A 25,517-nucleotide genomic window follows, 5' to 3' on the forward strand; every position below is an offset into this window, starting at 1 on the left:
TCGCAGCCTGCGGCAGCTCCTACATGGAAACGCGAATTTTTCTGTAGGATCTGCCGCAGGCTGCGATCTTTGGCTCTTATTTGGACAGAAACCGCATCCCTTCTTCCAACCCGCGCAGGGTCAACGGATACATCTGATCCTCAATCAAATCGCGCACGATATTGGTCGACGAGGTATAGCCCCACGTGTCCTTCGGATATGGATTGATCCAGATGAGCTTCTTGTACTTCTCCATGAAGCGCTGCATCCACAGGTAGCCCGGCTCTTCGTTCCAGTGCTCGACGCTGCCGCCGGCCTGGGTGATTTCGTAGGGCGCCATGGCGGCGTCACCGATGAAGATCACTTTGTAGTCGGCGCCATACTTGTGCAGCAAATCCTGCGTCGAGAAACGCTCGGACGTGCGGCGCATGTTGTTCTTCCACACCGACTCATAAATGAAGTTATGGAAGTAGAAGTACTCCAGATGCTTGAACTCGGTCTTGCAGGCCGAGAACAGTTCCTCGCAGATCTTCACGTGCGCATCCATCGAGCCGCCGATGTCGAACAGCAGCAATAGCTTCACCGTGTTGCGCCGTTCCGGACGCATCTGGATATTCAGCAGGCCGGCGTCCTTGGCGGTGTGGTCGATGGTGCCGTCGATGTCCAGCTCTTCCGCCGCACCCTGACGGGCGAATTTGCGCAGGCGACGCAGGGCGACCTTGATGTTGCGCGTGCCCAGTTCCACCGAGTCGTCGAGGTTCTTGTACTCGCGCTGATCCCAGACTTTGACCGCTTTGCCCTGACGCTTGCCGGCGTCGCCGACGCGGATGCCTTCCGGGTTGAAGCCGCCGGAGCCGAACGGACTGGTGCCGCCGGTGCCGATCCATTTGTTGCCGCCGGCGTGGCGCTCCTTTTGTTCTTCCAGGCGCTTCTTGAACTCTTCGATCAGCTTGTCCAGACCGCCGAGGGACTGGATCTGCGCGCGCTCCTCATCGGTCAGCGAACGCTCGAATTCCTTGCGCAACCAGTCTTCGGGAATCAGCGCCTGCAAGTGATCGTCGAGCTTTTCCAGGCCATTGAAGTAGGCGCCGAACGCACGGTCGAACTTGTCGAAATGCCGTTCGTCCTTGACCAGAATCGCCCGCGACAAGTAGTAGAACTCGTCCATGTCGGCGAAGGTCACGCGCTGCTTCAGCGCGTTGATCAGGTCGAGCAGCTCGCGCACCGACACCGGCACTTTGGCTGCACGCATTTCATTGAACAGGTTGAGCAGCATGACGATGCCCTTATCGAGAGCCGCGACGGCTCATGAATGCCAGGCGCTCAAGCAACTGCACGTCCTGCTCGTTCTTCACCAGCGCACCGGCCAGCGGCGGAATGGCCTTGGTCGGATCGCGTTCGCGCAGCACCGCTTCGCCGATGTTGTCGGCCATCAGCAGCTTCAGCCAGTCGACCAGCTCCGAGGTCGACGGCTTCTTCTTCAGGCCCGGCACCTTGCGCACGTCGAAGAACACGTCCAGCGCTTCGCTGACCAGATCCTTCTTGATGTCCGGGTAGTGCACGTCGACGATTTTCTGCAGGGTGCTGCGATCCGGGAAGGCGATGTAGTGAAAGAAGCAGCGGCGCAGGAAGGCGTCCGGCAGCTCTTTCTCGTTGTTTGAGGTAATGATGATGATCGGACGCTTCTTGGCCTTGATGGTCTCGTCGATCTCATAAACGTAGAACTCCATCTTGTCGAGTTCTTGCAGCAGGTCGTTGGGAAACTCGATGTCGGCCTTGTCGATTTCGTCGATCAGCAGAATCACCCGCTCTTCGGACTCGAAAGCCTCCCAGAGCTTGCCCTTCTTCAGGTAGTTGCGCACGTCGTGGACTTTTTCGTTGCCCAGTTGCGAGTCGCGCAGACGGCTGACCGCGTCGTACTCGTACAGGCCCTGATGGGCCTTGGTGGTGGACTTGATGTGCCAGGTGATCAGCTTGGCGCCGAACGATTCGGCCAGTTGCTCGGCGAGCATGGTCTTGCCGGTGCCCGGTTCGCCCTTGACCAGCAGCGGCCGCTCCAGGGTGATGGCGGCGTTGACCGCCAGCTTCAGGTCATCGGTGGCGACGTAGGCCTGGGTGCCTTCGAACTTCATCTGCTAATCCTCGAACGGTAACGCCGACCTGCACAGGCAGGGCGGGGGCGAAAAAATCGGATGCCCCGACTATAACGCGCAGCCCGGTCGACTGTGAACGCAGACGGCTTATTCAGTCTCTGAATGGGGCGTCACATGTTGACTCGGTTTCGGCCCAGGGCCAGCATTCAGGTATCGCCGATTTGGCGATAGCCTGTCAGGCATGACGACTAAATACCGATTTCGCGACAAATACCGCATTCAGTTGCGTGAGAAGGATCCCCCGCCACCTCATGTCCACTTGATCGGTGGCGGAGTGGAAGTGATGCTGAGCCTTGAAGCCGTCGACGTCATGACAGGCAAGGCACCGTCGCTGATTATCAAGGAAGCGCTGGTCTGGGTTGCGGCGCATCAAGCGCAGCCGCTGGAGGAGTGGCAACGATGTTACCCATGAAAAGGCCTCGTCTGACGGCTGTGCAGGCACTGTCAGGTTTTCGATTGAAACTGACCTATTGATGGTCAGGATCTGACCCTTGACCTGAGCCGAGATATTCACGCTTATCCAGGTCTGTAACCATTGCTTGATCCCGAAGTATTGGCGGCTGCGACCCTCGACCACTATGGCTGGACGGTCGAATGGCTTGAACCCGATATACAGATTGGCGCAGATACGCTTTATATGGATGCGCTGGCTCAAAACACTGCCGATGAAAACACTCGGATTTTCATCGATTGGCGCGCACGTACCGGACTCTCTCTTAATCAGGCAGCCGAGGCGCTGGGTTTCAGTGCCCGCAGCATCAGCCGATACATTAACGGGAGGGAGGCGGTGCCTAAGTCACTGGTGTTGGCTTGTCTTGGCTGGGACTCATTGCAGCAAAAGTCCACGCTGGCGGTTGAAGAGTCTGGCCGATATGTCGTTAATCGTAAGTCTTAGCCCGCCTCCGGCTTAGGCCGCTCATACCGCGCATTGAAGGCCTGAATGAAGCCATTGCGCAGAATCTGCAAAAACGCTTCGAACGCGCTGATATTTTGCTGATGCACGTTGCCGCTGAGTTCGACCTTGGTGGCGAACTGGTTTTTGGCCTGGTTCTTCAGCACGGTTTCCGTGCCGCCGACGATGGCCTCCCAGACAGAACGGAAGATGCTCTTGTCCTTGTTTTCCACGTCCTGCTGCCAGTTGAACACTTCGACATCGCGCAACAGCGGTTTGATGTAGCCGCTGACCTGGGCTTTTTTCGCCTGGGATTCGATGACCACGTCGCCGTGGCCGGCATTGAAGTCGAACTTGCCATAGGCCGAGGCAAAGTCGTTCATGCTTTTGAGTTCGATGTCGCGGGCGCGCAGGCGGAACTGGAAGTCCTCGAAATTGCTCAGCGGATCGAATGTGGCCGTGGTTTCCAGTGGGGCATGCCCCAGCAGCAGCGCCTTGCCTTCGAAGCGGGCGTCGCGCTTGCCCTGTTTGTCGACCACGTTGGTCAGGTTGTAGATGCTCGCTTCGACGTTGGAGGCATTCATGTTGACCGGTGGCTTGGAGTTGAAATTGCGAAAAGTGATTTTGCCCTCGTGAATCTGAACCTCGTCGAGAGTGATCGGCAGCAATTTGCCCAATTGTTCGCGCCAGTCGGTGCCTTGACCGGTTTGAGAGTTCTGCTTGTTGGCCCCACCATCAACGAAGTTGATTTCGGGATTGAAGAACTGCACCTGTGCCACCACCGCATGGTCGTACCACAGCGAATGCCAGCTGACCGCCAGATCAATCACGGGCGCGTTGACGAACGGTACCGGTACCTTGCCGTCGACCTTGACGATTTTCAGGCCATTGATCCGGTAGGCGCCACGCCACAGGGCCAGATCGACGTCGGTGACCTGGCCGCGGTAATCACCCATGTCTGCGAGTTTGCCGTTCAGGTAATCGCGCACCACGTAGGGCAGGGCGATGTGCAGGGCGATCAGCAGCACAACGACTACGGCAAAGATCCCTATTGGCCAGCTGTAACGACGCTTCATGGCAACAATTCCCGAACGATGTAAGCGATTGACTGTGACGCGGCGCAGACGTTCGACCCGACTGGACTGCGCCAGGCAACAGGCATACCTTGAAACGCTGAATTCAACGCTGCATAAGGACCCAGCCATGAGCCGTATTTTTGCTGACAACGCCCACTCCATCGGCAACACGCCGCTGGTGCAGATCAACCGCATCGCGCCGCGTGGCGTGACCATTCTGGCCAAGATCGAGGGGCGCAACCCCGGTTATTCGGTCAAGTGCCGGATCGGCGCGAACATGATCTGGGATGCCGAAAGTAGCGGCAAACTCAAGCCGGGCATGACTATCGTCGAGCCGACGTCGGGCAATACCGGCATCGGTCTGGCCTTCGTTGCGGCCGCCCGTGGTTACAAGTTGATGCTGACCATGCCGGCTTCGATGAGCATCGAGCGTCGCAAGGTCTTGAAAGCACTGGGCGCAGAGCTGGTCCTGACCGAACCGGCCAAGGGCATGAAAGGTGCAATCGAGAAAGCCGCCGAGATCGTTGCCAGCGACACCGACAAGTACTTCATGCCGTCGCAGTTCGACAATCCGGCTAACCCGGCGATTCACGAAAAAACCACCGGCCCGGAAATCTGGAATGACACCGATGGCGCTGTCGATGTATTGGTGGCCGGCGTCGGTACCGGTGGAACCATCACCGGTGTTTCGCGGTATATCAAGAATACCCAGGGCAAACCGATTCTGTCGGTGGCGGTGGAGCCGGTGTCTTCGCCAGTCATCAGCCAAGCGCTGGCGGGTGAGGAGATCAAGCCGAGCCCACACAAGATTCAGGGGATTGGCGCCGGTTTCGTGCCGAAGAACCTCGATTTGTCGATGGTCGACCGGGTGGAGCAGGTCACTGACGACGAATCCAAGGCCATGGCACTGCGCCTGATGCAGGAAGAAGGGATTTTGTGCGGTATCTCTTGCGGCGCGGCCATGGCCGTAGCGGTGCGCCTGGCCGAGAAGCCGGAAATGCAGGGCAAGACCATCGTAGTGATTTTGCCGGACTCCGGTGAGCGCTATCTGTCGAGCATGCTTTTCAGCGATCTGTTCACCGAGCAGGAGAATCAGCAGTAGTCGAATTGACTCAGATCAGCCGGGGTTCAGGATCGTTATGCTAATAAATGCTTTGTTGCGCAATTCTTAACACTGAATCTTGGGTTCAGCGGGTTTTTCCCGAGGCCGGTAGTGTTTATCATGGCCGGCTGCCATGCCGGGTAAAGGGCATTGCGCAGCGTTGTCTTTATTCAAGGAGTCGTTGATGACCTTTTCGTTAGCCGCCAAGGTGTCGGTGTTGCTGTTGTTTGCGGGCAGCATCCTCTATGTGCATTTGCGCGGCAAGGCGCGTTTGCCGGTTCTGCGTCAGTTCGTCAACCACTCGGCGCTGTTCGCTCCGTACAACGCGCTGATGTACCTGTTTTCCGGCGTTCCCTCCAAACCGTATCTGGATCGCAGCAAGTTTCCGGAGCTGGATGTGCTGCGCGATAACTGGGAAACCATTCGCGACGAGGCCATGCACCTGTTCGACGAGGGCTACATCCGCGCCGCCGAGAAGAACAATGACGCCGGTTTCGGCTCGTTCTTCAAGAAGGGCTGGAAGCGTTTCTATCTCAAGTGGTACGACAAACCGCTGCCGTCGGCCGAAACCCTGTGCCCGAAAACCGTGGCTCTGGTCAGTGCGATTCCCAACGTCAAAGGTGCGATGTTCGCGCTGTTGCCGGGTGGCAGTCACCTGAACCCGCACCGTGACCCGTTTGCCGGCTCGCTGCGTTATCACTTGGGCCTGTCGACACCGAACTCCGACGACTGCCGGATCTTCGTCGACGGTCAGGTCTACGCCTGGCGCGACGGCGAAGACGTGATGTTCGACGAGACCTACGTGCACTGGGTCAAGAACGAAACCGAGCAGACCCGCGTCATCCTGTTCTGCGATGTCGAACGTCCGCTGAGCAACCGTCTGATGACCCGCATCAACCGCGCCATCAGCGCCTGGCTGGGACGCGCCACCGCCCCGCAGAACCTTGATGACGAACGGGTCGGCGGTATCAATCAGGCCTACGCCTGGAGCAAGAACTTCAGCGACCGGTTCAGTGGCTTGGTCAAGCAGTGGAAACGCCGCAATCCCAAGGCCTACCGGGTCATGCGCCCGATTCTGGCGGTGGTGGTGCTGACGTTGCTGGGGTACTGGCTGTTTGGTTGAGGCTGGATGTTGAAATAAAAAAACCGCTCCTTGTGAGCGGTTTTTTATTGTCTGTGAGTCAGCGGCGTCCAGCAAGAATGTTTGGCTCGTCTTCAATGCCTGTAATCAGTAGCTGCAGAAAGTGCCGCTGATTGGCTGATAGCTTGGATGAGACGATCTTTTCTTCTGTTTTGATTGATCTTTTCTTAGCGGAGGATTTCTTGATTGATTTGCGCATGCTTCCTCCCTCATTGATCATTACTTGAACGGTTTTCACGATACTTTACTCTCCACTGCGAGGACAAGACGACCTTCGAAATCAAATTTGAAGCCGAGCTTCGTATAAACAGGAATTGCTCCTTGCATCGGCTCCTGGACTTCAATGAAGTTGCTGCCGATTATTTGAGCGAACTCATCGATGACCATCATCGCCAAGGTCCCGATACGATTTTTCAGCGGGTGAGAGTCTCCGGGTCGGCCTTCTAATCGCACGATTCGAACACGTTGGCGGCTTTTGTTCGGATTGACGAAACACAGTCCGCACAGCTGTTCTTCAAACCATATCGCGATATCCAGCGACAGGGGTTCTCGTGATTTCCATGCGGCAACCTCTCGCCAGCAAAAAAGTGGATTCTCCCAGCGCTCGAACGCGTTCAGTGCTATGACGTCGATGGGTTCGAAGCGTACTTTCGACAAGTCTTGCCCCGCTGGTAGCTGTAATAGAGCTTTGGCGATGCTTGCCTGTTTCCTGGCCTGCGACTTGTACAACTGATACCGCAAACTCGTCCGTTCCCTTGGCATGTGATCTCGAGCATTCCCTGTCCCCCATCAATGGGCCTATCCGTTGCTCATCAGCCTATGCGCCTGCCATCGAGCTGTCCCTGCTGGCCCTTTGTCCAAATCATTGCAATCCATGTCCCGCGCTGGTTATAGTCGGCGCTCGTGAATCAGCTGATTCACTCTTCAAACCCTTCAAAAAAGATCAGCCCCAATGCCTGCATCCCTCATCAACGCGGTAGTCGATTCAGCGGTCAACGCTGGCGTCGTGCCGTGCGGGAATCAGCAGCCTGGGCAGATCAGTCATTACCCTCCACCTGTCAGTAGCACGCCGGTGTGCGCCGTCGTATCACCGCCGGGCGTTGGCGTTTCGGGCTGATCGGCATTCTCTGCTGACCCCTGCGCCCGCCAGAAAAACCTACTGAATTTCAGCCTCGGCTGAATTGGCTATTTGCCTGACTACAGGTGGTATTCATGTTTGTCCTATCGAAAAAATCCGCGCTCGCGGCGACGTCCACGAGCCTGTTCGTTCTGCTGTGGAGCAGCGGGGCGATCTTCTCCAAATGGGGGCTGGCCCATGCATCGCCGTTTGCCTTTCTGCTGATTCGCTTTGTGATCGCGCTGTGCGGGCTGTTGCTGTTGACGCCGCTGCTCAAGTTGAAGCTGCCCAAGGGCGGTCGGCCGATGCTGTTTGCGATTGCAACGGGCGTGGTGTTGTTGGGGGCGTATCAGATTTTCTATCTGCTGGCCCTGAACACCAAAGTCACGCCGGGGGTGATGGCGACCATCATGGGCGTGCAGCCGATCCTCACCGTGGTGTTGATGGAGCGCCAGCGCTCGGCGAGCCGGATGTTCGGTCTGGCGCTGGGGCTGGCCGGGCTGATCATGGTGGTTTATCAGGGGATCGGACTGGCGGGGATGTCCTGGGCAGGGATGCTGTTCGGTCTGTTGGCGCTGGCGAGCATGACGGTTGGCTCGATCATGCAGAAGCGCATCACCGACAATCCCCTCGGCACATTGCCGGTGCAGTATCTGGCTGGGCTGTTGTTGTGCGGGATATTTGTGCCATTTCAGCCGTTCCACTTTGAACAGAGCACAGGTTTTATCGTGCCGGTGTTGTGGATGGGACTGGTGGTGTCGGTACTGGCGACGCTGTTGCTGTACCGCTTGATCGCCCGGGGTAATCTGGTGAATGTCACCAGTCTGTTCTATCTGGTGCCGGCGGTGACGGCGGTGATGGACTACGTGATTTTCGGCAATCGTCTGGCGGCGTTTAGTGTGCTGGGGATGCTGTTGATCATTGTGGGTCTGGTATTTGTGTTCCGCAAAACCGGCTGACTTATGACGATGGCGGCTGTTCGGCCGCCTTCGCGAGCAGGCTCGCTCCCACACTGGATCTGGGCTAAAGCATAAATCCCTGTGGGAGCGAGCCTGCTCGCGAATACGACCTTATTAACGCAACAAAATCATCGGGCTGTAACGGCAGAAGGCTTCACCACCGCCGGCTTCAACACCAGCCACAACGCCAGCGCAATCAACACCCCGCCATACAGGTGCGCCATCGACAACGGCTCATCCAGCAGCAACGCGCCCCACAACACGCCGAACGCCGGAATCATGAAGGTCACGGTCATCGATTTCACCGGGCCGATGGAGCTGAGCAGGCGGAAATAGATGATGTAGGCGAACGCCGTGCAGCCCAGGCCCAGGCCCAGCAGCGACAGCCAGACATTCCACCCACCCCAGCTTGCCGGAGGGGCGGTGATCACGCTGTAGCCGAACAGCGGCAACAGAAACAGCGAGGCGCCGAGCATGCTGCCCACGGCCGAGAGACGACTGTCGAGCCCGCCGCTATGGTCCAGCCAGCGACGCGTGAGGAATCCGGCGAAACCGTAGCAAGTGGTGGCGAGCAGGCAGGCGAGGGCGCCCATCAGCAATTGCAGATCGAAAGCCACGGGACCTGCGCGCGTCAGCACGCCGACACCGAACAAGCCGAGAAAAACCCCGGTCAGTTTCGCGACAGTGAGTTTTTCACTGAAAAACAGTCCGCCAATCAACACGCCCATCAACGGCGTGGTGGCGTTGAAAATTGCCGAGTAACCGGCCGGCAACACCTGCGCCGCCACCGAATACAGCGTCGCCGGAATCCCTGAGTTGATCACGCCCAGCAACATCACGGTTTTCAGTTTGCCCTTGAAATCCCAGCTGATGCGCATCAGCCCGAGAATCACCAGCAGACCGACTGCAGCAATCGAAACACGAAAGAACGCGGTCGGAATGGTGCCGATCACCGGCGCAATAATGCGCATGAACAGGAAGCTCGCGCCCCAGATGGCTGCCAGCGACAGCATGCGGAAAATATCGACAGCGCTCACGATGGCACTCCTTCCTTGATCGGGACGAGAGTGTTGCCGAGCGCCCTGTCGATGGCAACCGCTAAACCGGCATTTAATTTCTCGTCAGAGCACGAAGCGCGTGACCAAGCCGTTGAGGTCGATCGCCAGGCGTGACAGTTCCTGACTGGCGGCGGATGTCTGGGTAGCGCCGGCGGCGGTCTGGGTCGAGAGGTCGCGGATGGTCACCAGATTCTGATCGACTTCTCGCGCCACCAGCGCCTGTTGTTCGGCGGCACTGGCGATTACCAGGTTGCGCTGGTTGATCTGCGAAATCGACGCGGTGATTTTCTCCAGCGCCTGACCGGCACTGTTGGCCCGGCGCAACGTGTGGCTGGCCTGCTCGGCACTGCTTTGCAGTGCACCGACGGTGGCACCGGTGCCCTGCTGGATGCTGCTGATCATCAGCTCGATTTCTTCGGTGGAGTTCTGCGTGCGTTGCGCCAGGGAGCGCACCTCATCGGCGACCACCGCAAAACCGCGTCCGGCCTCACCGGCGCGCGCAGCCTCGATGGCTGCATTGAGCGCCAGCAGATTGGTCTGCCCGGCGATGCCGCGAATCACCTCCAGCACCTTGCTGATGTCCTGGGCCTGGGTCGCGAGGCCTTCGGCCTGCTCCGACGCACCAAGCACTGCGCTGACCAAATCCTGAATCGAGCTGATGGTCTCGCTGACCTGCACATGCCCGTGTTTGCTGTCCTCGTTGGAGGCTGCAGAGGCCTCGGCGCTGGACACCGCGTTGGCCGCAACTTCATCCACCGCCGTGCTCATCTCGGTGACGGCGGTGGCGGCCTGTTCGATCTGATCGTTCTGCTGCTGCAGGCCACGGGTGCTTTGCTCCATCACCGAGCTCATTTCTTCGGCGGCCGAGGCCAGTTGCTGCGCCGATTCGCTGATACCCCGGATGGTCGAGCGCAGGTTGCTCTGCATCTCGGCGAGGGCGCTGAGCAACTGCGCCGCCTCATCGCGACCGTGATCGGCAATCTGGCCGCTGAGGTCGCCGGCGGCAATTTTTTGCGCGACGGACAGGGCCTGATTGATCGGTGCGGTGATGCTGCGGGTCAGCAGCCAGGCCAGCAGCAGGGTGGCGATCAGGGCGACAATGATGATCGTCGCGACAATCCACAGCGCCCGCTGGTAAACCCCGGCAGCCGCTTCGGCGGCGCTGTCGGCGCCTTGCTGGTTGAAGCTGATCATCTGCTCCAGCGCCTTGTCGAGGATCCTGCCCTGTGGCGCCAGTTCATTGTTCAGACGGGCATAGGCATGTTCACTTTGCCCGGCGTCGATCTGAGCGATGATCTGGTCCAGGATGCTCATGTACTTGGCGACGTCGCCATTCAAACCGTCGAGCATCGCCCGTTCTGTATCGCTGGCCAGCAGAGTGGTGTGGTCCTTCAGGCGCTTCGACAATTCTTCACGCTGCACCTTGATGATGCCTTTGCTTGTGTCGCGTACCGCCGGCTGGGTGCTGGTGATCAGGCGCAGGGATTCGAGGCGGATGTTGGCGATGTTCGCCGCCGCATCGTGAATGCTCTCGATGCTGGGCATCCATGACTCTTCGATCACCGTTGCGCTCTCACGCAGGTTTTTCATTTGGCCCAGACCGAACAGGCCGACCACTACCAGCAGGCCGGCCAATACGGCAAAACTCAAGCTGGCGCGCAAACCGATGCGCAGATTGCGGATAGACATCAATGTGCTCCTTGATCTATGAGGGAGAGGTCGTCCTCGTGGGCCGAGGATCTTGTTGTGAGGTGGGTGCTGGCGGGCTATATATCAAAGTGCCACTATTTTGGTAAGACCAATCTGTGATCTGTTCAGCTGTTGCATCGGCAGGCCGAATCACGGTGGTACAACCGCGAGCCAGAGCGGCGGAGCGGCGATTGGATCCGAGCACCAGTGAATTCGCGGGCTGGCGTGGTGCGGCAGGTGAGACTGAGAGGGCGGTAAATTGACCGAACGGTCGACTCAAAAAACTTTGCTAAAAACTGTGTCGCTGTACAACCCTGTCGCGCTTTTGGCAGAAATTGCACTTCTCCTGCACAGGCATCCGTGGCTAAGCTCAGGCACAGATTTCCACTTGCACGCCGAGGTCTCCTCTATGCCGCAGCAATGGCCAGCCACCGACATCGCCCGCATGATCCTCGATGGCTTTGACGATTACCGCGAGCATTTCCGGCGGATCACCGACGGTGCGCGCGAGCGCTTCGAGCAGGCGCGCTGGCAGGAGACGCAGACCGCGTCGGCGGCGCGGATCAATCTCTACGAAGAAAAGGTCGGCGAAACCATCGCCCGCCTGCGCGAGCATTTCGACGACGAGACGCTGATGAATGTCGGCAGCTGGCCGCTGGTGAAAAGCGCCTACATCAGCGTCATTGACCTGCGTTTCGACGATGAACTGTCCGAGACCTGGTACAACTCGATCTTCTGCGGGCTGTTCAGCCATGACCTGATCAGCGACGGCTGCATGTTCATCCACACCACCCGGCCGAGCCTGCGCCGCGCCCGGGCTGCGCAAACCCGCACCTACAAGCCGCAAGGGCAGTTGTCGTCGATGCTCGCCAGCATCTTTGCCGACTACCGCTTCAGCGAGGATTACGCCGATTTGCCCGGCGACCTGCTGCGCCTCGAATCGCAACTGCGCGAGAACCTGCCGGACTGGGTGTGCAAGGATCCGGAGCTGAGCGTCGAGCTGTTTTCCTCGGTGCTGTACCGCAACAAGGGCGCGTATCTGGTCGGGCGCATCTACACCCGCGACGAGCAGTGGCCGCTGGTGATTCCATTGCTGCACCGCGAAGGCCGCGGGATTCAGATCGACGCGCTGATCACCGACGAAGCCGATGTGTCGATCATCTTCTCTTTCACCCGTTCGTATTTCATGGTCGATGTGCCAGTGCCGGCGGAGTTCATCGGCTTCCTGCGGCGCATCCTGCCGGGCAAGCACATCGCCGAGCTGTACACCTCGATCGGTTTCTACAAGCACGGAAAATCCGAGTTTTACCGGGCGCTGATCAATCATCTGGCCAACACCGACGACCAGTTCATCATGGCCCCCGGCGTGCGCGGCATGGTCATGAGTGTGTTTACCCTGCCGGGCTTCAACACCGTATTCAAGATCATCAAGGATCGTTTCTCGCCGTCGAAAAACGTCGACCGGGCGACGGTGATCGAAAAATATCGTCTGGTGAAAAGCGTCGACCGGGTCGGGCGCATGGCCGATACCCAGGAGTTTGCCGACTTCCGTTTTCCGCTGAGCAAGTTCGATCCGGCGTGCCTGGAAGAACTGCTGGAAGTCGCGCCGTCGACGGTCTCGGTCGAAGGCGACACGGTGCTGATCCGCCACTGCTGGACCGAGCGCCGGATGACCCCGCTCAACCTCTACCTGGAAAACGCCAATGAAGCGCAGGTGCGCGAGGCATTGGAGGATTACGGCCTGGCGATCAAACAACTGGCGGCGGCCAACATCTTTCCCGGCGACATGTTGCTGAAGAACTTCGGTGTTACCCGGCACGGGCGGGTGGTGTTCTACGACTACGACGAGATCTGTTTCCTGACCGAAGCCAACTTCCGCCACATCCCCGCGCCGCGCACCCCCGAGGACGAAATGGCGTCCGAGCCGTGGTACTCGATCGGGCCGCTGGATGTGTTCCCGGAAGAGTTTCCACCGTTCCTGTTCGCCGATGCCGGGCAGCGCAAACTGTTCGATCAACTGCATGGCGAACTGTACAACGCCGATTACTGGAAGGGCCTGCAGGAGGCGATCCGCGCCGGCAAAGTCATCGACGTCTTCCCCTACCGCCGCAAAGGCCTCGATAACGAATAACCCGTTGTCACCTCAACCCTGTAGGAGCTGCCGCAGGCTGCGATCTTTTGACTTTGATTCCTCAAAAACAACATCAAAAGATCGCAGCCTGCGGCAGCTCCTACAGGGGAAGCAGGTCAATCGAGGGCAAATCTGCGACAATCGGCCCCCTGCATAAACAGACGACCGAATTGCGTACCCGATGACCGACGAATCGCCCTCCATCGACAAACTGCTGAAAAACCTCGATCACGCCATGCTCGCCGACCGTCACCGGCTGCGGCGGCAGTTGCTTGAGCTGCGCAAAAAACCTGACGAGGCCAAGCTGGTCCAGTGGGTGGCGCGCATGCAGGCGTCCTGTGATCAGGTGCTGGCGCGCCGTGCCAGCCTGCCGGTGATTCGTTACGACGACAGCCTGCCAATTGCCGCCAAGCGTGACGAAATCAAGGCAGCACTGGAGAAGCATCAGGTCCTGATCATCGCTGGCGAAACCGGCTCGGGTAAAACCACCCAGTTGCCGAAAATCTGCCTGGAAATCGGTCGCGGCCAGCATGGCTTGATCGGCCACACCCAGCCGCGCCGAATCGCTGCGCGCAGTGTCGCCAGCCGGGTGGCCGAAGAACTCGGCACGCCGCTCGGTTCGCTGGTCGGCTATCAGGTGCGCTTCGAGGATCAAAGCGATTCCAACACCCTGATCAAACTGATGACCGACGGCATCCTGCTGGCGGAAACCCAGAACGACCGCTATCTGGAACGCTACGACACGATCATCGTCGACGAAGCCCACGAACGCAGCCTGAACATCGACTTCCTGCTCGGTTACCTGAAAACCCTGCTGCCGCGTCGTCCGGATCTGAAAGTCATCATTACTTCGGCGACCATCGATCTGGAGCGCTTCTCCAAACATTTCGATGATGCGCCGATCGTCGAGGTGTCCGGTCGCACCTTCCCGGTGGACACCTGGTATCGCCCGCTGACCCTGGAACAGGACGAAGAGGGCAACCGTGTCGAAGACGACCTGACCGTGGATCAGGCGATCCTCGCCACCCTCGACGAAATTGCCGCCTACGAACGCAGCGAACGCCGCAGTCCCGGCGATGTGCTGGTGTTCCTGCCCGGCGAGCGCGAGATTCGCGACGCTGCCGACATGCTGCGCAAGGCTCAGCTCAAACACACGGAAATCCTGCCGCTGTACGCGCGCCTGTCGCCAGCCGAGCAGCAACGGATTTTCCAGTCGCATCCGGGGCGTCGTGTGGTGCTGGCGACCAACGTTGCCGAGACCTCGCTGACCGTGCCGGGCATCCGTTACGTGATCGACAGCGGCACCGCGCGCATCAGTCGCTACAGCTATCGCGCCAAGGTTCAGCGCCTGCCGATCGAAGCGATTTCCCAGGCCAGCGCCAATCAGCGCAAAGGTCGCTGCGGCCGGGTCGAGCCGGGGATCTGCGTGCGCCTGTACAGCGAGGAAGATTTCCTCGGTCGCCCGGAATTCACCGATCCGGAAATTCTGCGCACCAACCTTGCCGCCGTTATCTTGCAGATGCTGCACCTGCGCCTCGGCGAGATCACCGCGTTCCCGTTCATCGAGCCGCCGGACGGCAAGGCGATCAGCGACGGTTTCAACCTGCTGCAAGAACTCTCGGCGGTGGATCGCAACAGTCAGCTGACCCCGCTCGGCCGCCAGTTGGCACGCCTGCCGGTAGACCCGCGCATGGGCCGCATGCTGCTCGAAGCAGCCAGGCTCGGCAGCCTGCAAGAGGTGCTGATCGTCGCCAGCGCGATGTCGATTCAGGATCCCCGCGAGCGCCCGCCGGAGCGTCAGCAAGCAGCCGATCAGGCCCATGCACAATGGAAAGACAGCGATTCGGACTTCGCCGGGCTGGTCAATCTGTGGCGCGGCTTTGAAGAACAGCGCCAGGCACTGACCGCCAGCCCGCTGCGCAACTGGTGCCGGAAAAATTTCCTGAATTATCTGCGTCTGCGCGAGTGGCGTGATTCCCATCGCCAGTTGAGCCTGATCTGCCGCGACATGCAGCTGAGCCTCAACAAGGAACCGGCGGATTATCCGAAACTGCACAAAGCGGTGCTGGTCGGCCTGCTCAGCCAGATCGGCCAGAAAACCGAGGACGGCGATTACCTCGGCGCCCGCCAGCGGCGCTTCTGGATTCATCCGTCGTCGGGCATCGGCAAGAAACGTCCGCAGTGGCTGATGACCGCCGAACTGGTGGAAACCACCAAGCTTTACGCGCGCATGGTCGCCAAGATCGATGCCGACTGGATCGAGCCGCTGGCCGGGCACCTGATCAAGAAAAACCATTTCGAACCGCACTGGGAGAAGAAGCGCGGCCAGGTCGTGGCCTACGAGCAGATCACCCTGTTCGGGCTGATCGTGGTCGGTCGCCGTCCGGTGCATTACGGCCCGGTGGATCCGGTGGTTTCGCGTGAGCTGTTTATCCGTGAAGGGCTGGTGCGTGGCGAGATTCAGTCGAAAGCCAAGTGCCTGACCGCCAACAAGCAGTTGCTCGAACAGCTCGACGAACTGGAAGCCAAGGCCCGGCGTCGCGACATCCTTGCCGACGAAGAAACCCTGTACGCGTTCTACGATGCGCGCTTGCCGGCGGAGATTCATCAGACCGCGACGTTCGACAGCTGGTATCGGGTCAACAGCCAGAAAGACCCGCAATTGCTGATCATGCGCGAAGAAGATGTGCTGGCCCGCGAGGCCAGTGAAGTCACCGCGCGCGACTACCCGGACACGCTGCACATCGGCGATCTGGAACTGGCGCTAAGTTATCACTTTGAACCCAATCACCCGCGCGACGGCGTGACCCTGCGGGTGCCGGCACCGCTGCTGCCGATGCTGCCGCCGGAGCGTCTGGAATGGCTGGTGCCGGGGCTGATCGAGGCCAAGTGCATTGCGCTGGTGCGCAACCTGCCAAAGGCCCTGCGCAAGAACTTCGTGCCGGTGCCGGACTTCATCAAGGCGGCGTTGCAGCGCATGACCTTCGCTGAAGGTTCGTTGCCACAATCGCTGGGTCGCGAACTGCTGCGCATGACCGGCGCCCGCGTCAGCGATGAGGCTTGGGCGGAAGCGGCGCAGCAGGTCGAAAGCCATCTGCGGATGAACCTGGAAATCGTCGACGGCCAGGGCAAATTCCTCGGCGAGGGCCGCGATCTGGCCGAGCTGACCGCGCGTTTTGCCGAAGCCAGCCAAGCGGCATTGGCCGTGCCGCAGAGTGCGAAAAGTCAGCAGCCGGTGGAGGCCAAGGTCTTCGCCCCGGTGGCGGAAAAGACGCAGCAGAAGATTGCCGGGTTGTCGATGACGGTCTATCCGGCGCTGGTGGAAGAGGGCGGCACGGTCAAGGAAGGGCGGTTTTCGACCCCGGCCGAAGCCGAGTTCCAGCATCGTCGCGCCTTGCAGCGGCTGCTGCTGCAGCAACTGGCGGAGCCGGCGAAGTTCCTGCGCAGCAAACTGCCGGGTATCACCGAGCTGGGCCTGCTCTATCGCGAACTGGGCCGAGTGGATGCGCTGGTCGAAGACATTCTGCTGGCCAGTCTCGACAGCTGCATTCTGGAAGGCGAAGACCCGTTGCCGCGTGACGGCGCCGGGCTGGCGGCATTGGCCGAACGCAAACGGGGCAGTTGGACCGAACACGCCGAACGTGTGGCGCGGCTGACGCTGGAAATTCTCAAGCTGTGGCACGGCCTGCAAAAACGCTTCAAGGGCAAGATCGATCTGGCTCAGGCTGTGGCGCTTAACGACATCAAGCAGCAGATCAGCAATCTGGTGTATCCGGGTTTCGTCCGGGAAACACCGATGCAATGGCTCAAGGAATTGCCGCGTTATCTGAAGGCGGTCGAGCAGCGTTTCGAGAAACTCGGTGCGCAAGTGCAGAAGGATCGGGTCTGGAGCGGTGAACTGGCCAGCCTCTGGGCGCAATACCAGACCCGCGCCGCCAAGCATGCCCAGGAAGGCAAACGCGATCCGCAGCTTGAACTGTACCGCTGGTGGCTGGAGGAATACCGAGTGTCGCTGTTCGCCCAGCAGTTGGGGACGAAAGCACCGATCTCGGACAAGCGGCTGAGCAAGCAGTGGAGTCAGGTCGAGGCCTGATCCCAAACCCTGCATCGCCCCTGTAGGAGCCTGCGGCAGCTCCTACAGTGATTGGGTTCGGCATGAGAAAGGGGCCAAAACCTCGGGTTTATGGCAAACTTCGCGACCATAAACGCCGTTTTCGTGACCCAGAGCCTTCGGCTGGGTCACGTGGCGGAATAAAGCGATGCCAGGTCAGCGTCCCGCGGACGGGAATAGACCCTTTGTGTGTTGGTACGTCGGTGCCAGCGCTTTCTGCCTGAACAGATTAGAGAAACGACCATGCATAACGTCGTCATCAGCGGCACCGGCCTGTACACCCCGGCCAACAGCATCTCCAACGAAGAGCTGGTGCAGTCTTTCAATACCTATGTTGCGCAATTCAACGCCGACAACGCCGACGCCATCGCCAGCGGTGAAGTCCAGGCGCTGACCGAATCGAGTGCTGCATTCATCGAAAAAGCCTCGGGCATCAAGAGCCGCTTTGTCATGGACAAGGACGGCATCCTCGATCCTGCGCGCATGGCCCCGCGCCTCCCGGAGCGCTCCAACGACGAATGGTCGGTCCTCTGCCAGATGGCCATCGGCGCCGCCGAACAGGCCCTGCAACGTGCCGGCAAGACAGCCGCCGACATCGACGGCGTGATCGTTGCCTGCTCCAACCTGCAGCGTGCCTACCCGGCCATCGCCATCGAGGTCCAGGAAGCGCTGGGCATTCAGGGCTTCGGTTTCGACATGAACGTGGCCTGCTCTTCGGCGACTTTCGGCATTCAGGCCGCCGCCAACAGCGTGCAACTGGGCCAGGCCCGGGCGATCCTGATGGTCAACCCGGAAGTCTGCACCGGTCACCTGAACTTCCGCGACCGTGACAGCCACTTCATCTTCGGTGACGCGGCGACGGCAGTGATCATCGAGCGCGCTGACCTGGCGACGTCCAAGTATCAGTTCGACGTGGTCAGCACCAAACTGCTGACCAAGTTCTCCAACAACATCCGCAACAACTTCGGCTTCCTCAACCGTGCCGCGGAAGAGGGCATCGGTGCCCGCGACAAGCTGTTCGTGCAGGAAGGCCGCAAGGTGTTCAAGGACGTCTGCCCGATGGTTGCCGAGCTGATCGGCGAGCACCTGGAGGAGAACAAGCTCAACGTCGGCGACGTCAAGCGCTTCTGGCTGCACCAGGCCAACCTGAGCATGAACCACCTGATCGTGCGCAAGCTGCTGGGCCGTGAAGCCACTGAAGAAGAGGCGCCGGTGATTCTCGATACCTACGCCAACACCAGCTCTGCCGGCTCGGTGATTGCGTTCCATAAATACCAGGACGATCTGGCCAGCGGTTCGCTGGCGGTATTGAGCTCGTTCGGCGCCGGTTACTCGATCGGTAGCGTGATTCTGCGCAAGCGCTGAGTGCGCCTGAAAAGATCGCAGCCTGCGGCAGCTCCTACACTGATCTCTGTAGGAGCTGCCGCAGGCTGCGATCTTTTGCTTTCGACCATCTGAAAACGAGGCGTGCATGGCCGCAACGAACGACCCCCAACTGCTCGAACGCCTGCTCGCGGGTGAGCAAAAGGCTTTCAAGGAACTGGTGAGCACCTATCAGAGCGCGATGCGCGCGGTGGCTTACGCGATTGTCGGCCAGCGCCATGTCGAAGAAGTGGTGCAGGACGCCTGGCTCTCCGTGGTGCGCCATATCGGTAGCTTCGAGGGACGTTCCAGTCTCAAGACCTGGCTGCTGACCATCACCGCCAATTCGGCCAAGAGCCGCTACAAACAAAACCGCCGCGAAGTATTGATGGATGATCTGCCGTCACCCCACGGCACCATCGACGATGATCGCTTTTCTCCCGGTGACGGTCATTGGCTGGTGGCGCCGTTCGCCTGGCATCAGGACACGCCGGAAGCCTTGCTCACCGAAAGCGAATTGCGTGATTGCCTGGAGCACACCTTGCTCAGCCTGTCGGAACTGCAAAGCAGCGTGTTGCTGCTGCGTGAGCGTCAGGGTCTGGAGCTGGAAGAGATCTGTAATCTTCTGGAGATCTCGCTCTCCAATGTCCGTGTTCTGCTGCATCGGGCGCGGCTGAAAGTCTTCGCCACGGTGGAGCATTTTGAGGAGACTGGCGAATGCTGACCTGCAAGGAACAAGTGGCACGCTCCAGCGATTATCTCGATGGCCAGTTGAGCTTTCGCGAAAAACTGATGGTGCGCCATCACCTGATGTTCTGCCCGAACTGTCGGCGCTTCATTCGTCAGATGCGTTTGATGCAGGCCACCCTGAAGGCGATGCCGGAGAAACCACAAGAGGGTGCAGATGCGCTGGCCGAACGCCTGGCCGAGCAACGCCGCAAAGACAATTCCCTGTAGGAGCTGCCGGAGGCTGCGATCTTTTGATCCTCAAAAACAAGATCAAAAGATCGCAGCCTTCGGCAGCTCCTACAGTTTTTTTTTGCTTCCTGCAGAATAGCCCGGCGCGGACGAAACGAACGGATGATGGGGATCGTCCCGCCCGCGTCAGGCTAGAGGGTGAAGCGTTTTAGAACTTGGCTTCCGCATCCAGCTGCAGGGTGTTGGTATCTGCGTCACGCTGGGTACGGCTGGAGAAGTCGGCCTTGGTCAGGAAGTACGTGGCGCCGATGGCGAAGTTCTTGTCGATGTCGTAACCGACCTTGAACTTGTGCCCGCGGGAACCGGTGGTGCCGTTGGCGAAGTCGGAGTCGGTGAAGGCGCCGACCACGGCGTTGCGCTGCACGTCACGATAGTTGTAATCGAGGTTCAGGCCGAAGACTTTCGACTTGGCACCCAACAGCCACGCGGTGTCCTGATCGGTCACGGCATCGTTGTTCTTCACGTACTGGCCGTAGAACGACAGTGGCATCGGCAGACCGCCGATGTCGACCTGGCTGAACCCTTCATACAGACGGAATTCGTTGTTGGCCGAGTTGCCATTGACCGACAGCGCGCACGGTGTGGACGTCCCGGTGCAGCGGCTGTCTTCGTCGTTCTGGTAGGCGTAGACGCTACCGCCCAGGGTCAGTTTCAGGTTGTCGGTGATCGCGAAACGGCTGCCCAATTGACCGGCAGTCAGGCGCAGGTCGTGACGGAATTGCACGCCTTCGCCGTCGACGTTGTCCTTGAGGGTGTAGTTACCCAGGCTGCCGAACAGTTCGGCGCTGCTGCCCAGTGGATATTTGTAGGTGACGGCCAGACCTTCCGGATTGATGTCGCTGTCCCAGATCACGTCGCCCATGCTGACCCACGGTTGCAGCATCTTGCCGCCGATCACGTGCAGGTTCTTGATTGCATCGGGGTGGTAGTCGATGTAGCCCAGGTCGAGCCAGATCTGCTTCTTGTCGAAGTAGTTGTCCATGTCCTGGTTGGTCGAACGGGCATCGTCGCCGCCGCCGGTGGCGATACGAATACCGGTGTCGACTTGCGGGTTGATCTCGGTGTAAGCACCCAGACGTGCGCGGATACGCTGGCGATCCTTGTCACGGCCACCGTTATTGGATTCGCCGTCGATCTTGACGGTCTCCTGACGAATACGCACGTCACCCTTGAACTGGGTCTTGGCGGCCCAGGCGAGTTTCTGGTCGAAGGAGCTCAGCTCGTTGGTTTTCTTCGCGGTCGCCGCGATTTGCTCGTTGGTCTCTTGCTGCGCCTGCTGCGCGATTTGCTGAGCCTTTTGATCCTTGGCCAGTTCAGTCTGCAGTTCGACGTACTGCGCCTGGGAAATGGAACCGTTGGCCTTGAGCATGTCGAGCAGTTTGGCGTCGACTGCAGCGCTGGCCGGAACGCTCATGGCCAGCAACAGGCCACCGCACAGGGCCGCCGCAGTTTTCGTGGAAGCAAGACGCATAGCAATCTCCGAAGATGAGAGGGGATGGCTGAACCATCCTGGGCACACCGACGCGCACGTCGGAAAACAGTGTCCGGGTAGAACCCGGCGCTCTAAAAACAGGAGCGAGTATCGCGATGGTTTATGACAGGGCAGTGGCTAAGTGATGTCATGTCGATGACGATATAAAGTTGTCCTGAACTATTGATCTAGAGCGCTGTCGTCCGAATGCTCGTGTGCAAAGGGCAGCGATAAGCGATACTCGCGGGGCTTTGAAGCCCGGAAGTGGAGAGTCAGTGGATGCCGTTGCAACGCCTGCAAAGCCTGTCAGAAATCGCCCCTGCGACCTGGGATGCACTGGTGCCCGAGAACCAGCCGTTTCTGCGGCACGCCTTTCTCTCGGCCCTAGAAGACAGCGGCAGCGTTGGCCCGCATTCCGGGTGGCAAGCCGAGCATCTGCTGCACGTCGAAGATGATCGGCTGATCGCGGCGTTGCCCAGTTATCGCAAGTGGCATTCCTACGGTGAGTACGTGTTCGATCACGGCTGGGCCGATGCCTGCGCCCGGGCCGGCATCGATTACTACCCCAAACTGCTGACGGCGGTGCCGTTCAGCCCGGTCAGCGGCCCACGACTGTTGGCAGCGAATGTCGAGGACGGTTTCGAACTGCTCAAGAGCTTGCCGGGTTATCTGGAAATCGAAGAGCTTTCCAGCGCGCACATCAATTTCACCGACCCGTTCACCGATGCCGCGATGGCCGAGCAACCAGGCTGGCTGCAGCGTATCGGCTGTCAGTATCACTGGCAGAATCGCGGTTACCGAGACTTCCAGGATTTTCTCGACGTGCTCAGTTCGCGCAAGCGCAAGCAGATGCGTAAAGAACGCGAGCAGGTGGCAGGGCAGGGCTTCGAGTTCGAATGGCTGCAGGGGCGCGAGCTGGACGAGGCGCAATGGGATTTTGTCTACGCCTGCTATGCCAATACTTACGCCGTGCGCCGGCAGGCGCCGTACCTGACGCGCGAGTTTTTCAGTCTGCTGGCTGCGCGGATGCCGGAGGCGATTCGGGTGGTCTTCGCCAGGCAGGGTTCACGTCCGGTGGCGATGGCGTTCAGTCTGGTCGGGGGCGACAGTTTCTACGGACGCTATTGGGGCTGTCTGGCCGAGTTTGACCGGCTGCATTTCGAGACGTGTTTCTATCAGGGCATGGACTATGCGATTGCCCAGGGGTATCAGCGTTTTGATGCGGGTGCTCAGGGTGAACATAAACTGATTCGCGGTTTTGAGCCGGTGATCACCCACTCGTGGCACTACCTGCGCCATCCCGGTCTGAAAGCCGCAGTCAAAGACTTCCTGCAACAGGAACGCGCCGGCGTCCTTGCGTACGCCGAGGAAGCCAGAACAGCCTTGCCCTACCGCCAAACCTAGATCCCTGTAGGAGCTGCCGCAGGCTCGGGCCGCGATCGGACGATCTGTTGATCTTGATCTTGATCTTGAAAAATAAAATCAAAAGATCGTCCGATCGCGGCCCGAGCCTGCGGCAGCTCCTACAGGGACGGCGGTGGTTTCAGGATTGCTCTTTGCCCAGCCAGCGATAAATCGTCCCACCGACTACCGCGCCCAGCAGCGGCGCGACCCAGAACATCCACAACTGCGCAATCGCCCAACCGCCGACCATCAGCGCCGGCCCGGTGCTGCGCGCCGGGTTGACCGAGGTATTGGTGACCGGAATCGAGATCAGGTGAATCAGCGTCAGGCCAAGGCCGATGGCAATCGGTGCGAGGCCCGCCGGGGCGCGTTTGTCGGTGGCGCCGAGGATGATGATCACGAACATCCCGGTCATCACCAGTTCGGTGACAAAGCCTGCGGCCATCGAGTATTTGCCGGGCGAATGCTCGCCATACCCGTTGGAGGCCAGACCGGCGGCGATATCGAAGCCTTCCTTGCCGCTGGCGATGTGCGCAATCAGCGCCGCGGCGAGAATCGCGCCGAGCACCTGGGCGATGATGTAGGCGGGTAGCTCCCTGGCCGGAAACCGCCCGCCGACCACCAACCCGACCGACACTGCCGGATTGAGGTGACAGCCGCTGATGTGGCCAATGGCGAACGCCATGGTCAGCACCGTCAGACCAAACGCCAGGGCCACCCCCAGCACCCCGATACCCAAGGGCGAGGACGCGGCGATTACCGCGCTGCCACAACCACCCAGAACCAGCCAGAACGTACCCAACAACTCAGTAACTGAACGTTTGAACAGAGACATGAGAGAGTCCTTGATAGGCGTGCTATCGAGACTGTATCGAGTTGTGCTTCCTTGCGATTTACGACAGGTTCCCTGCTGGAACCTTGGCTGAGTACAGCAGGGATTTTGTGGTTTTCCAGCGACCCAAAAGCAAAGATCGCAGCCATCGGCAGCTCCTGCAGGTGGGCACAAATACCCTGTAGGAGTTGCCGAAGGCTGCGATCTTTTGATCTTGCGTGATCAATCGATCCCGACAAACCCCCCGGTCTGGTGCGCCCACAACCGCGCATACAATCCGCGATGTGCCAGCAGTTCGGCGTGGGTACCGCTCTCGGCGATCTTGCCGTTTTCCAGGACCACCAGCCGATCCATGCGGGCGATGGTCGAGAGGCGGTGAGCAATGGCGATCACGGTTTTGCCTTGCATCAGTGTTTCCAGGCTTTCCTGAATCGCCGCTTCGACTTCCGAATCGAGTGCCGAGGTCGCTTCGTCCATGATCAGGATCGGCGCGTCCTTGAGCAACACCCGGGCAATCGCGATGCGCTGACGCTGGCCGCCGGACAGTTTCACCCCGCGTTCGCCGACGTGCGCGTCAAAACCCGTGCGGCCCTCCGCGTCCGACAGCAACGGAATGAACTCATCGGCGCGGGCCTTGTGCACCGCATCCCAGAGTTCGGCGTCGGTGGCGTCAGGCTTGCCGTACAGCAAGTTGTCGCGGATCGAGCGGTGCAGCAGGGAAGTGTCCTGCGTGATCATGCCGATGCGTGCGCGCAGACTTTCCTGGCCGACTTCGGCGATGTTCTGCCCATCGATCAGGATCCGTCCACCCTCGACGTCGTACAGGCGCAGCAGCAGGTTGACCAAGGTCGATTTGCCGGCGCCGGACGGCCCGATCAGACCGATTTTCTCGCCGGGTTTAATGTTCAGGTTGAGGTCGCCGATGATGCCTTTCTTCTTGCCGTAGTGAAAATCCACGTGCTCGAAACGCACTTCGCCACGGGCCACGGCCAGCGGTTTGGCCTGTTTTTGGTCGGTGACGCTGACCGGTTGCGAGATGGTCTGCAGACCGTCCTGCACCATGCCGATGTTCTCGAAAATGCCGGTGACCACCCACATGATCCAGCCGGACATGTTGACGATGCGGATCACCAGACCGGTGGCCAGGGCGATCGCGCCGACGGTGATCAGCGACTGCGTCCAAAGCCACAGTGCCAGCGCAGTGGTGCCGACGATCAGCAGGCCGTTCATGGTGGTGATTGCCACGTCCATGCTGGTCACCACGCGGCCGGCCATTTGCGCCTTGACCGTCTGCTCTTCGATGGCTTCCTTGGCGTAGTGCTGTTCGAAGTTGGTGTGGGCGAACAGCTTGAGGGTGGCGATGTTGGTGTAGCCGTCGACGATTCGCCCCATCAGTTTCGAGCGCGCGTCGGAGGCCTCCACCGAGCGATCTTTCACCCGTGGCACAAAGTAATACAGCGCGCCGATGTAGGCGGCGATCCACGTCAGCAGCGGGATCATCAAGCGCCAGTCGGCTTCGGCGAACAGCACCAGCGAACTGATCGCGTAGATCACCACATGCCACAGCGCATCCACCGCTTGCACCGCCGAGTCACGCAGCGAGTTGCCGGTCTGCATGATGCGTTGGGCGATGCGCCCGGCGAAGTCGTTCTGGAAGAAGTTCAGGCTCTGCTTGAGCACGTAGCTATGGTTCTGCCAGCGGATCATGCTGGTCATGCCGGGGCTCAGGGTCTGGTGCACCAGCAGGTCGTGCAGACCGAAAAAGATCGGCCGCAGCACCAGGGCGACCACCACCATCCAGGTCAGTTCGAGGGCGTGGTCGCTGAAGAAATTCGGGTTGGGCGTGCCCTGGGCCAGGTCGATGATGCGGCTCAGGTAACTGAACAATGCCACTTCGATCAGCGCGGCAAACAGGCCGACGACGAGCAGGGCGGCAAAACTCGGCCAGACCTGCTTCAGGTAATAGGTATAGAAGGGCCAGACACGATCCGGCGGGGAGGCCGTGGGGGCATCGCGGAATATGTCGATCAGTTGTTCGAAACGGCGATAGAGCATCAGATAA

20 protein-coding genes and 1 pseudogene are annotated in these 25,517 nt (G+C 59.7%); 11 read left to right on the top strand and 10 right to left on the bottom strand.

Features of this window, described 5'->3' with window-relative positions; translation table 11 throughout:
* Nucleotides 1–76: 76 nt before the first annotated feature.
* Both BW33_RS07850 and BW33_RS07855 read right to left on the bottom strand, forming a co-directional pair.
* Nucleotides 77–1,255, bottom strand: coding sequence for a vWA domain-containing protein (locus tag BW33_RS07850; protein ID WP_027614532.1), 1,179 nt, complete (start codon nt 1,253–1,255; stop codon nt 77–79).
* Between the two features lie 10 nt (nt 1,256–1,265).
* Nucleotides 1,266–2,111, bottom strand: coding sequence for an AAA family ATPase (locus BW33_RS07855; RefSeq protein WP_003222636.1), 846 nt, complete (start codon nt 2,109–2,111; stop codon nt 1,266–1,268).
* A 202-nt stretch (nt 2,112–2,313) separates the two neighbouring features.
* Between BW33_RS07855 and BW33_RS07860 the strand changes: the two genes are divergently transcribed.
* The gene (locus tag BW33_RS07860; protein WP_047598158.1) at nt 2,314–2,544 is read left to right on the top strand and encodes a DUF4160 domain-containing protein; all 231 of its coding nucleotides are present in this window, start codon (nt 2,314–2,316) and stop codon (nt 2,542–2,544) included.
* Nucleotides 2,532–3,027, top strand: a pseudogene (locus BW33_RS07865) (helix-turn-helix domain-containing protein). Before BW33_RS07860 ends, BW33_RS07865 begins: the two are co-directional and overlap by 13 nt.
* On the opposite strand, the gene BW33_RS07870 reads toward BW33_RS07865, so the two are convergent.
* Nucleotides 3,024–4,100, bottom strand: coding sequence for a DUF748 domain-containing protein (locus tag BW33_RS07870; RefSeq protein ID WP_047598159.1), 1,077 nt, complete (start codon nt 4,098–4,100; stop codon nt 3,024–3,026). The pseudogene BW33_RS07865 and the gene BW33_RS07870 sit on opposite strands and share 4 nt — an antisense overlap.
* 127 nt (nt 4,101–4,227) lie before the next feature.
* Here BW33_RS07870 and cysK point away from each other — a divergent pair, with 127 nt between their 5' ends.
* Nucleotides 4,228–5,202: a cysteine synthase A gene (gene cysK, locus BW33_RS07875; protein ID WP_047598160.1), complete on the top strand. Its 975-nt coding sequence runs from the start codon at nt 4,228–4,230 to the stop codon at nt 5,200–5,202.
* Between the two features lie 184 nt (nt 5,203–5,386).
* On the top strand, nt 5,387–6,325 hold the full coding sequence (locus BW33_RS07880; protein ID WP_047598162.1) for an aspartyl/asparaginyl beta-hydroxylase domain-containing protein: 939 nt from the start codon (nt 5,387–5,389) through the stop codon (nt 6,323–6,325).
* 58 nt (nt 6,326–6,383) lie between these two features.
* Here the strand turns inward: BW33_RS07880 and BW33_RS29085 are convergent, their stop codons facing one another.
* Both BW33_RS29085 and BW33_RS07885 read right to left on the bottom strand, forming a co-directional pair.
* Nucleotides 6,384–6,581 carry a hypothetical protein gene (locus BW33_RS29085; protein ID WP_152546098.1) on the bottom strand — a complete coding sequence of 66 codons (198 nt, stop codon included), beginning with the start codon at nt 6,579–6,581 and terminating at the stop codon, nt 6,384–6,386.
* Nucleotides 6,578–7,084: a hypothetical protein gene (locus BW33_RS07885; protein ID WP_442965394.1), complete on the bottom strand. Its 507-nt coding sequence runs from the start codon at nt 7,082–7,084 to the stop codon at nt 6,578–6,580. Before BW33_RS07885 ends, BW33_RS29085 begins: the two co-directional genes overlap by 4 nt.
* A gap of 471 nt (nt 7,085–7,555) precedes the next feature.
* On the opposite strand from BW33_RS07885, the gene BW33_RS07890 reads away from it, so the two are divergent.
* Nucleotides 7,556–8,419, top strand: coding sequence for a DMT family transporter (locus BW33_RS07890; protein ID WP_047598164.1), 864 nt, complete (start codon nt 7,556–7,558; stop codon nt 8,417–8,419).
* A gap of 128 nt (nt 8,420–8,547) precedes the next feature.
* Here BW33_RS07890 and BW33_RS07895 read toward each other — a convergent pair whose 3' ends face one another.
* Together BW33_RS07895 and BW33_RS07900 are read right to left on the bottom strand one after the other, a co-directional pair.
* A complete protein-coding gene (locus BW33_RS07895) occupies nt 8,548–9,456 on the bottom strand; it encodes a DMT family transporter (RefSeq protein ID WP_047598166.1) in 909 nt (302 codons plus the stop codon).
* An 84-nt stretch (nt 9,457–9,540) separates the two neighbouring features.
* Nucleotides 9,541–11,166, bottom strand: a complete 1,626-nt coding sequence (locus BW33_RS07900; protein ID WP_047598168.1) for a methyl-accepting chemotaxis protein — start codon at nt 11,164–11,166, stop codon at nt 9,541–9,543.
* Between the two features lie 409 nt (nt 11,167–11,575).
* Between BW33_RS07900 and aceK the strand changes: the two genes are divergently transcribed.
* The 5 genes from aceK to BW33_RS07925 all read left to right on the top strand — a co-directional run bounded on the left by aceK (nt 11,576) and on the right by BW33_RS07925 (nt 19,727).
* The gene (aceK, locus tag BW33_RS07905) at nt 11,576–13,297 is read left to right on the top strand and encodes a bifunctional isocitrate dehydrogenase kinase/phosphatase (RefSeq protein ID WP_047598169.1); all 1,722 of its coding nucleotides are present in this window, start codon (nt 11,576–11,578) and stop codon (nt 13,295–13,297) included.
* 181 nt (nt 13,298–13,478) lie between these two features.
* Complete coding sequence (gene hrpA / locus BW33_RS07910; RefSeq protein ID WP_047598170.1) at nt 13,479–17,390, top strand: ATP-dependent RNA helicase HrpA; 3,912 nt, start codon at nt 13,479–13,481, stop codon at nt 17,388–17,390.
* Between the two features lie 261 nt (nt 17,391–17,651).
* Complete coding sequence (locus tag BW33_RS07915; RefSeq protein ID WP_007969627.1) at nt 17,652–18,773, top strand: beta-ketoacyl-ACP synthase III; 1,122 nt, start codon at nt 17,652–17,654, stop codon at nt 18,771–18,773.
* 106 nt (nt 18,774–18,879) lie between these two features.
* A complete protein-coding gene (locus tag BW33_RS07920; RefSeq protein WP_047598172.1) occupies nt 18,880–19,494 on the top strand; it encodes an RNA polymerase sigma factor in 615 nt (204 codons plus the stop codon).
* Nucleotides 19,488–19,727 carry an anti-sigma factor family protein gene (locus BW33_RS07925; RefSeq protein WP_047598173.1) on the top strand — a complete coding sequence of 80 codons (240 nt, stop codon included), beginning with the start codon at nt 19,488–19,490 and terminating at the stop codon, nt 19,725–19,727. The genes BW33_RS07920 and BW33_RS07925 overlap by 7 nt, the downstream gene beginning before the upstream one ends.
* A gap of 169 nt (nt 19,728–19,896) precedes the next feature.
* On the opposite strand, the gene BW33_RS07930 is transcribed toward BW33_RS07925, so the two are convergent.
* Complete coding sequence (locus BW33_RS07930; RefSeq protein ID WP_047598174.1) at nt 19,897–21,219, bottom strand: putative porin; 1,323 nt, start codon at nt 21,217–21,219, stop codon at nt 19,897–19,899.
* A gap of 279 nt (nt 21,220–21,498) precedes the next feature.
* Between BW33_RS07930 and BW33_RS07935 the strand changes: the two genes are divergently transcribed.
* Nucleotides 21,499–22,623 (top strand): GNAT family N-acetyltransferase, encoded by a 1,125-nt coding sequence (locus BW33_RS07935; RefSeq protein ID WP_047598175.1) that lies wholly within the window; start codon nt 21,499–21,501, stop codon nt 22,621–22,623.
* A 139-nt stretch (nt 22,624–22,762) separates the two neighbouring features.
* On the opposite strand, the gene aqpZ is transcribed toward BW33_RS07935, so the two are convergent.
* Both aqpZ and BW33_RS07945 read right to left on the bottom strand, forming a co-directional pair.
* Complete coding sequence (gene aqpZ, locus BW33_RS07940; protein ID WP_047598176.1) at nt 22,763–23,458, bottom strand: aquaporin Z; 696 nt, start codon at nt 23,456–23,458, stop codon at nt 22,763–22,765.
* A gap of 219 nt (nt 23,459–23,677) precedes the next feature.
* Nucleotides 23,678–25,510, bottom strand: a complete 1,833-nt coding sequence (locus tag BW33_RS07945) for an ABC transporter ATP-binding protein (protein WP_047598177.1) — start codon at nt 25,508–25,510, stop codon at nt 23,678–23,680.
* Between the last annotated feature and the right edge of the window lie 7 nt (nt 25,511–25,517).

Origin of the sequence: Pseudomonas sp. RIT288, from assembly GCF_000631985.1 — a bacterium.
GTDB lineage: Bacteria > Pseudomonadota > Gammaproteobacteria > Pseudomonadales > Pseudomonadaceae > Aquipseudomonas.